Source organism: Lysinibacillus sp. NPDC093688 (assembly GCF_050280145.1).
Classification (GTDB): domain Bacteria; phylum Bacillota; class Bacilli; order Bacillales_A; family Planococcaceae; genus Lysinibacillus; species Lysinibacillus xylanilyticus_B.
Genome location: NZ_JBNNUX010000003.1, coordinates 26,402 through 36,396, shown reverse-complemented (window position 1 = coordinate 36,396; position 9,995 = coordinate 26,402). Strand labels below are relative to the sequence as shown.

Below are 9,995 nucleotides of genomic sequence, written 5' to 3'. Positions count from 1 at the left end.
CGTGCGGTATACATCCTTGTTATAAGAATCGAATAATTCACGCTCTGTCAATCCAAGGCACTCCTTTCTCTGCGTTATACTTTATAAACAAATGACCAATGGAAAAGGTTCATCTTTTTTGGTTAAATTATTCTTTAATTATACTTAACCCCTTTTTGTATACTTTGTTATTCAATACTAAGACATCTACAATAGAAGACCTAAAGAAACCCCGCATTTTGAAACAATGTCAAAGCGCGGGGTTCAAATTTTATCTATATTTAATTATCAATTATGCCTCAGCATAATTGCGTCCGAGGCTTTGTGTAAGTCCAAAGTAGAGGAAATCATCCAATTTGTGTTGATAATCCATTTTCTAAAAAGGGATGTAATAAGTCATTTACAACCTCATAATAAAAGCAGACGGCGATATAGAAGCCCATTATAGAACTTCTAAACCATCTGCTTCTGTTGGGAAGTACTTTCAAGTTGGAGAAAAGGTAGTTCCTCTTCCTAAGTCTCCAATTCTACACTTCTCCTTTTTTACGTGCTGCCATTTCATCTTTCATTTCTTCTTTTAATCCTTCAATCGACTTTTGACGTCGCTTATTTTTTTCTTTAATCATTTCACTTTGCATAGGGTCTGCAAACTCCAAACTAATTTCCGCTTCATGAAGTTTTTCTTCAGTGTTCTTAACGATATCACGAATTCGTTCAACGTTATTGGATCTATCATCTGGTTTCGAGTGTCTTGAATTGGCCATTGTAACCTCCTAAAATTTCGACGTGACAATTAGTTTGTATTTTTTTTATGTTTATATGTACACTAATTTTTACTAAGAAAAGTGCTTTTGCCCTTTTTGGCACAACAAGCACTGGAGAAAGGCTTACAGTTTTCTTGCCAAGTGAGGAGACAAAAAGCCCTTAAGGAAATAGTTCCCTTAAAGGCTTTTTTACTAAAATAACTATATTAAGGTACAACTTACCCTTAATGCCCGTGCTCTTTGGCTTTTTTTATTGATAAAATGGCTTCACTTTGTACTCGTTTTTCTCCAAATGATAGCGAATGCTTTTCTCACCTAAGAAGTGACCTGAACCAACCACAACAAAGTACGTACCTTTTTTCTCTTTAAGTACATTCATGATTTTCTTTGCCATTTGTTCATCACGTAAACCAAATAGCATTTCATTGTACTCTGACGATCCGCCTTCCATCGCTTGGAAGCTTTTTGCAAACTCTTCAACGTTCCCCTGCTTCCAGCTTGTAAACCACTCTTGGAGGATGTTAGATTGGTTTTCTTCAGATGGATTGATGATGTTATCCAACACAGCAACTAAAGACTGCTCCTGTGCTTCTGGCGATAACGCGTCAAACATATCAACTTGTGCTTTCATACCTTCTAATTCAATCACTGGCTTTTGTTGCAGCTGTGCATTTAATAAAAAGTACATATCAATACCGTGCATCGCCATTTCTTGTGGTGTCATACCAAAGGAATCATCTGTTGACAGCATTGCTAGGGTGCTTGACAGCGTCCAAGGCTTTTGCAATGTCAGTTGTTCCATCGGAAGATTGTATAGCTTTGCAACTTTCTCAAGCTTCGCATATGTTTCTGGTGCAACAGCATCTTTCAGTGTTGAGCCATCTGAATACATTGCCTTTTCCGCATAATAATCATGCCCTTTCGTATCCAGAAGATTTGCCTCTACTAATAGCGCATCCGCTTCATCGAACGCCTTCACTAATTTTTGATCGAATGGATATAAGTCAGGTGTACCTAGGTGAATGGAGCCCAGTAAATACACACGCGTATCCTCATCCTCTACTACCCAGGCTACCCCCTTTGCCCCTTGCTCTGCAAGTGCATATGTACTCTGAATGAATCGAACAGCTAGTAGCACAGCTTGTTGCGTCGTTGCTTTCTTCTCTAATTGCAGTCCGTTTGAAGAACCTTGTAAAATATTATGTTCTTTCATAAATTTAATGGCATCTTTGCCAACAGGTAAATCATAACGCGCCACGATATTATACAAACGCTTTACAATATCACCGCGTGTGTTATCGTTCTTCACGCTTACTGGCTTATACTTTTTATTTTCCGCTAAGCCCAATGAGGCAATTTTCTTTTCCGTTAATGCCAGTAGTTCATTTACCTTTTCCACAGAGATTTCTTGAAGGAAGTCTTCGTAATACCATTCAATTGGGAAAATCCCGTATTTTTCACCCTCGTTTAAGGTCTCAATAGCCCACTCACTAATCGATGGCGCTAAGGGAGGTGATTGCTCCTCCGCATGGATCACTGGCACAACTGTAGTCAGCATCAATGAAGCGCCAAGCAACGCAGCACCCGTACGTTTCATTATCTTTTTCATCATATTATCTTCTCTCCCTTGGTCTTATTTTCTGAGTTAACATCGTTTGAAATTATAACATATACTACCGCTCTGTTTTATACTAAATGTGAAAATGTTTACAATTTTGTATTGACTTGAAAAACCAGAAGATGCTTGGTCATTTAATATGTATATCCATCCTAATTGGGTTTCAAAAAAGAAAAAGCCTTGTAGAGATATCTCCACAAGGCTTTTATATTTTGAACGGTTTACATTACAAACTTATTATTTTGAAATAGAACCGTCTTTAACTTTGTTGTTATTAGCATCAACTAGGTTTGTTGATTTGAATTCAACTACAACGCTATCTGTTTGAGCATAATCAGCTTTAGTTTTAATAGTAAGTTTACCACCAGTTACAACAGCAGAATCAAGAGCTACAGTTGATCCAGCAATTTTAACTGTTAAACCTGTTGGTGTAGTTTGATCAGCAATAGTTTTAGAGAAGTCTACTGTAAATGTTTTGCTATCTACTACTGTTACTTTAGAAGCTACAGGTGCAACATTTTCTTTAAGTGTTACTGTAGTTGTAGCTTTACCATTTTTAAGTGTGTTCCCTTTAGTATCTACTACATTCTTAGCTTCAAGTACACGTGGACCATTAGCAGTGATAGAACCTTCTGGTAAAGTGAATTTTACTTTTTTAGTACCGTCTACAAATTGAAGTTGAGTTCCAGCTGGAAGTTCTTTTCCTTCAAGTGTGTAGTTAGCAGCTGTTGTTGCTGTTGCAGTCACATCTGCAGCGTATTCAACAGTAAATACTTTGTTATCTGCATTATCTGGTACCACTGATGCAAATACTAATGAATCTGTAGGAGTTACAGGTGTAGCTTCGAACGTTCCAGTTGTAACATTGAATGTAATTGTATCTGCAGTCACGTTGCCAGCTAAATCTGTAACTGCTTTAGCAGATAATTCAAATGTATATGTTGAGTTGCTATCTAAATCAATGTCAATTTTCACTGTATTTTTCTCAGCACCCTCGATTTTACCGTTACCATCTATGTCGAAACCAGCTTCAGCTTTGACCGGTGTTACTTTTCCAACAGTGTAAGCAATACCATTTTGAGTTTTAAGCGTTAATTCTCCATCTACTTTTACTGGTTCACTAAAAGTAAGGTATAAAGCATCTACGTCTGTAGTAGAATTTACATCGTCAGCTACTAACATTTTAGTTGAAGCTGATACAAGTGTAGCAGGCGTTGTATCTTTAGTTAGAATAGCATTGAACTCAAATGCATCTCCTGCATTACCAGCTAAATCCTTGTGCCCTTCAACTTTAATGTTTGTGTTAATAAAATTAGCTGTACCTAAAGCGTCTTTTGCATCGATAGTGAATACAGTTTTATCAGTAGCATCTTTAATATCAGCATCTGTTAAGATGAACTCTTTTGATCCAACAGTTACTTTTGCATACCCTTCAGTTCCGTTAAATTTTTGTTTCTTTAATTCTTTTGAGAAATCAAAAGTGATTTCTGTACCGTTCACTGATGTTGAAACAGTTGGTTTTGTATTATCAACGTCTGCTTTAGCAACTGTGAAGTTAACAGCAATAGGATTAGCGATATTGTTAGCGAAGTCAGTTGCGCCAACAATGTCCACTTTATAAGTTTGTTCAGCAGTTAAATCTTTGATTGTTAACGTTTTTCCAGATAATTTATAGCTATCCTTAGCAAGTTCAGTACCATTTAAGCTTATTGTTCCTTCACTTTGTACAGGCTCATCGAAAGTGATAACTGCTGTAGTACCTTTTGCTTCAACAGATTTTACGCTAACAGGAGTTGTATCTGCAAATGTGATTAATTTATTAAACTCTTCAGTTAGAACTTTAGCATCTGCTTTTGTTTTGATTGGTTTTACAGTCACTTTGTCATTAGTTAATTTTAACTCTTTATTAGTTGTTAAAATAACAGTCATTCCGTCTTCAGACACTTCTGCTTTCGTGATAGTTACACCATTAATAGCATATTTCGTTGTCATTTCAGCATCAGTTTTATCAACAGCTGTGTTGAACTTCACTTCAAGTTCCTTCGCATTAAGTCCTTTTACAGAATCTACAGCTGGTGTTACCTCTTTAGCTGTTGCATCAATTGTACGTTTTACCATAGTAGCGAATTCTTCACGGCTAATTTTATCTTGTGGTGCTAATAATGAGCCTTTACCATTGATTACACCGTTTTCAACAGCTGTTTCTAAGAAAGATACAGCCCATTTAGAAGCTTTAGAAGCATCTGAGAATTTGCTAAGATCTGCTTTACCTGTTAATTGGTAACCTTGCACGATAACTTTAGCAGCTTGTTCTCTTGTTAGTTGAGCTTTAGGTTCAAATTTACCATTGCCCATACCATCAAATAATTCAGGTGAAGTTGCAAGCACTGCGTTATAGAACCAGTCATTTTCATTTACATCAGAAAAATCTTCTGTTCCTGTAGGTTTTAAATCCAATGCTTTTGATAAAATCTCAGCAGCTTCTGCACGAGTAAGCGTACCAGCTGGGTTGAAGTTTCCTTTTTCATCGCCTTGGATGAAACCTTTGTCAGTTAAAAATTGTACGGCTTCTTTTGCCCAAGATGAAATGCTATCTGCATCTTTAAATTCAGCAGCTGATGCTACTGGTACGATTGCTGATGCTACTAGAGCTGCTGTAGCTGCAGTTGCGAAAAATTTACGACCTTTGTTTTGCTTTGCCATTATTATATTCCTCCAGAACTTTAGTAAAATTAGATTATTCTGCGAAAACAATATTATCGCTCTATTAATTTTTAAAATATGTATAATAAGTTTTCGAAAATAATATATTTATTACAAAAAACTATATATAAAGCATCTTCTAAATTTATCATGATTAAATTTCCCAATCATAATTTGCCTTACTAGACAATAATATTACTTCGATTCCAAAAAATAAATACTAAAAATAAGGTAATATTACTATGAAATTGGTCTAACAGGTAATTTATACCTCTCCGATTGGTAAATAAAATACACAATATCCAAATAACGGTATTTATACATCCGCGCAAATCAAAGATGGTAAGGCAAATGCAATTGGACAGTTATTTCGGGAAATGAGAGCGCCATCTCAAGGTGGGAACGTTTCATCCGAAATGAGCTTAGATACTGAACCGATTATGAAGCCTTATTTCCACAGTAACGCTATCATTATTGAGAATGTTTATGGTGAGATTAGGGCGGATTACTACATTAATGGAAAACAAGCTGATATTGCATCCAAGATAAATGTTTATTCTGAGATCATACAGAAACTACCATAAATAATTATTAATAATTAAAAAAGCAGTGCCCCATTTTTTTCTGGGCACTGCTTTTTTAAGGAAGCAAACATCACCGTATTGGCCACCCTTCAGTCGATGAACCAATATTGATGTTAATGTAAAATAAATAGGTAAATAGCTAGTACCTAATTTAAAATTTGAATATATTAGTTTGAGCTTCGTATTACCATTGGAGTTGTAAGTGGGAAACAGGCTGAGCTAAGTATTAGCGTGAGTAATTCTGCTAATACTTTAATGAGATCCCTTTAATATTAATATTGACTTGCAAGAGTACTGAAAAACGATATTCAAATTATTGAATGGAAAAAAATATTGATATCTTATTTTAGTGATGTTTATATAACAACAGCTGAGTTGTTTTACAATAGGGCTCTTAGAGAAATAGATCAACATTTAAGACTGTTGATCTATTTCTCCTCCTGCCTTTTTCAAAGCTCTTTGAAGTTGATAAATTTTCATCATACTAATTAATCCAACTAATAGGGCTCCCAATAGGACTGATCCAATAATAACGAGGATCAATGGCCACTCAGCTTTTCCAAGTAAATAATTAACCGTTACCTTGTCAACATTTATAACTGAAAATACCGCGATAATTAAGACCACAATTATTGCTAATATTAAGTTCCATTGCCTTTTCATAAGCCACCTCATTCATTGTTATTTAACGATTCTATATTCACTATTATAGAATCTGGATTAGCTTAGGACAATCAATATTTAGCAGCAAGGGTATTACCCTTTTTTAAACAACTCTATTATTTTTAAAATATCTTTATTACCATGAAACATCCAAAACAAAAAACATCCGCTCGCTTCTTTTATTACAAGCGAACGGATGTGAATTGCACGATATTTAAATAATTATTTTTAACGACTTTATATATGCTAACAAGAAGATGTCTAAGCACAACTTAGTCGTGACGTGAAATCACTGAAAACACTGATTCCTACGTCACTTAAAATCATCAAAAACACAACTTAATCGTGATGTGATTTTAAAAATCAAATTATTTTAACCACAACTTAATCGTGACGTAACTTTAAAACACTTCAAGACACTTTTTCGAACATCTATTCTAAGTCGTACCCTATTTACTTTTATTATATAGATATTCATCAAACAATTTATGCTTTTCTATGTATTCATTTGTTTTCAAAAGATATTGCAGTTCGGCTTTTATACTTGTCCTATCAAGTGTCAAATAAATCCATGAATATACTTTAGATTTTTCAAACATTATACCCTTACTAACAATTGATTTTAAATATAATAGCACTTGTTTATCTCTTTTTATCCAATTAATAGAGGTCTCCGAGCATATTGATAAGTCCTCTGGTTCAAACCATTTCTCTCTTTTATTTTCTTTAAGTAACTCTTCAATTTCAATTGAACTGATATGTAATTTATTTGAAACTGTTTCTATGCTAAGACCCTTATTATAGATTAATGATAATACATTGATTTTCCATTCTTCTGTTTTATAAAACCATGTTTCAATCAAGTGCCAATCCTTAATTCTGAAAATCTTGTCATATTCACAATTACATTGAACACATTTGAAATTTATGATTAACCTTCTTTTTTGCTTATCAAAATATATTTTAGCATCTTGTATATTACATTGATTAAAGTTCTCACAAAAATAATTCAAACATGGAAAAGGTCCAATTTCTCCTGTTGGGAGAGTTAAATTACATTTCATAAAATCTGATAAAGAGTTAAAAAAGAAATTAATAAAAAATAATGTCTCAATATAGGTGAAATGTATATTACATATTAGAGGGTATTCTACAATTTGCTCATATATCCGTTCATTAAATCTTGCCAGTTTCATTAATTCATTTCCATAGTATTTCTCTATATCTGATCTAAGTTTTAATACATCAACTTGTCCTGTAGAATTTACATATCCATTTGCGATTAAAACCAAGTAGAACTTACCGTACCTAAATTTAAAATACAAATTCGATTTTTCCTTATTTAACTTCAAACTTTGTTTTGCAAATTTACGTGCATAAAACCTTGTTTTATTCGAGAATTCCACAAATACCCCAGTACTTAAATCTCTAATTTTTAATGTTTTCAATGAAGTTTTACTTTCACTATAATTCCAATTTTCCAAAATAACATCATGTTTTAAACAAATTAAACTTGTGGGTAATTGGTGGGGCAACCTCCAATATGATTCACCAAGATTTTTAATGTCATCCCGAACACAATTAGGGCAAAACTTTAAAGTAAATGAGTTACTCAATAGTTGGGGTTTTACATTTGATTTTCTCTCTTTTAAGCCATAAATCATATAATGGAGTAAATCATTACTTTGAATAGGAGGGAGAAAATTACAATAGTAATTAAAAAGAGTATGATGAATCAAATAATACTCCTTATCTTGTGAAAAGGGTCCTAATGTTTCAATAAAATTTTGTATATTGTTTGGTAGCAGAGGATTTATCCTAGGTGAACCTAGTTCAGTTAATGTAATTTTTTCATTCTTATTTAGACTCCTTTCATGGTATCTGGCAAACAAACTAAAGAGTAATTCATCTTCTTGAATAATTGGAAAGAATGAGTTCATGTAATCACCTCATAAACGTTTTATTCTCCACATCTTAAGTCGTTCTCTATACTGTTCATTCGATTCAGTTACTGATGCAAGTAGTTCTTTTGTTAAAGGCATTTTCTCTAACTTCTTTTCAACTAAAGCTAATTTTTCAATCGCAATCCCTATATGTCTTTTTGTTAATCGCACGGGTTTTGTATCATTATCTATTGTTAATAAATATCTCTTAATTAGATTCAATATTTCCAAATCCCTTTCACGCCAATTTACTCTTGATACTATTTTTGTACTCTTTATCGACGCTGGTGAATTATAATTTAACCACTCTTTATCATATCTATATAGCCATGAATATATATTAGGATTTAATTTTCTTAATTTGGTTTTTGAATATGTTGGATTCTCTTTTTTAGTTCGTAACCAACTACAGCGATAGTCTATTATATTTTTCGATTTTTTAATTACTTCATCATCATTTTTATTTTGTCTATAATACTTAATTGCTGTTCCAACATCGACTTTCAATAATTTAGCTGCTTTTCTAAAGCTTAAATGCTCGTTATCAATATATTGAAATAACTTATCTTCCCATATGCCACCAAAATTCCTAACAAACCTGTATTCATACATTCCTTCTTTAGAAGTATCTGGGCCCAAACGTGTATACTTAAACTCACATTTACAATTAAATATTCCAATTGGTCTTCCTGTGTCAGTACATCTCTTTATACTTAGATTATTCACTACTAAATCTTTATAATGTTCTGCAGCAGGGTTTAAACACGGGAAAGGGCCTTTTCCAAATGGACTTTCAAAATAATCCATCTCAATAGTATTAATTTCTATCTCTAAGAAATTCATTAATAATAAATGCCTTACAGGATGGAAGGATATTCGATGTTTACGTGTAATGGTTTTTAACCAACAAGACTCTCGTTCTAATAAAGGGACTGATTGAAAATAACCCAAAATGTTCATACCATAAAACTTCATAAACTCATTATATAAATCGGTTTGTCGTACATGACCGCCTGCTGTGGCTAATCCTTTTTTTCCTAGCTTGTCTTTATACAGAGACACTAAATTTAAGGAGTTAACATTTATATCTTTCATCAACAACTTATTACTATTATTGGCTATATTAATTAAATGATTAATCTCTGCAAAAGTTACATTATTTCCAATACATCTGGTATCAATAGAAGGGATGCAATTATTTTTATTAGGTGTTACTAACTGTGAATTTTTGTTTCTATATAGTACTGAACTAAAATGTAAAGACTCATTATGCTGTAAACAAATAAATACACTAGGAAGCTGATGGGATATTCGCCAATAAGACTCACCGAACTCTTGTATATCATTATTAAGGCAAGAAGGGCAGTATTTAAAGTATTTAGTTTCTTTTACTTTACTTTGAATCTGCCCTAGTATCATTTGAATGTTATTCGTTTTCTTTAATTTAACTGCTTCAATAATTGATTTTTTATCAGAATTAATAAGAAAGTTTGTAAAGTAATAAAATGGAGTTTGTTTAAACAATAGAGGCTCAAAATCGATATATTCAAATAAACGTAACTGTTCCATTACTATCGCCAAATTAGATGGGAAATCAGGTGTTAGTTTAGATCGACTATCATTGAATAATTTTTTTAGTGTGTTTCTTAAACTTAACTCAGTACTTTTAGTGGAATATCTAGCGAAAATACTATAAAGTAATTCATCTTCATATGGAAATGGAAACCAACCAATCAATATT

The 9,995-nt window shown here is 33.0% G+C and carries 6 protein-coding genes; all 6 read right to left on the bottom strand.

Going from position 1 to position 9,995, the window contains the following annotated elements; translation table 11 throughout:
• Positions 1-506: 506 nt before the first annotated feature.
• Positions 507-743, bottom strand: coding sequence for a small acid-soluble spore protein Tlp (tlp, locus tag ACQKN2_RS03850; protein WP_053595505.1), 237 nt, complete (start codon positions 741-743; stop codon positions 507-509).
• A gap of 250 nt (positions 744-993) precedes the next feature.
• The gene (locus tag ACQKN2_RS03845) at positions 994-2,355 is read right to left on the bottom strand and encodes a TraB/GumN family protein (protein ID WP_427413768.1); all 1,362 of its coding nucleotides are present in this window, start codon (positions 2,353-2,355) and stop codon (positions 994-996) included.
• Positions 2,356-2,598: 243 nt separating this feature from the next.
• Complete coding sequence (locus tag ACQKN2_RS03840; RefSeq protein WP_427413767.1) at positions 2,599-5,064, bottom strand: S-layer homology domain-containing protein; 2,466 nt, start codon at positions 5,062-5,064, stop codon at positions 2,599-2,601.
• A 998-nt stretch (positions 5,065-6,062) separates the two neighbouring features.
• On the bottom strand, positions 6,063-6,311 hold the full coding sequence (locus ACQKN2_RS03835) for a lipopolysaccharide assembly protein LapA domain-containing protein (protein ID WP_427413766.1): 249 nt from the start codon (positions 6,309-6,311) through the stop codon (positions 6,063-6,065).
• Positions 6,312-6,760: 449 nt separating this feature from the next.
• Entirely contained in the window at positions 6,761-8,251 is a 1,491-nt protein-coding gene (locus ACQKN2_RS03830) for a TnsD family Tn7-like transposition protein (protein WP_427413765.1), read from the bottom strand.
• Between the two features lie 9 nt (positions 8,252-8,260).
• Positions 8,261-9,991: a TnsD family Tn7-like transposition protein gene (locus ACQKN2_RS03825; protein ID WP_427413764.1), complete on the bottom strand. Its 1,731-nt coding sequence runs from the start codon at positions 9,989-9,991 to the stop codon at positions 8,261-8,263.
• Positions 9,992-9,995: the final 4 nt, after the last annotated feature.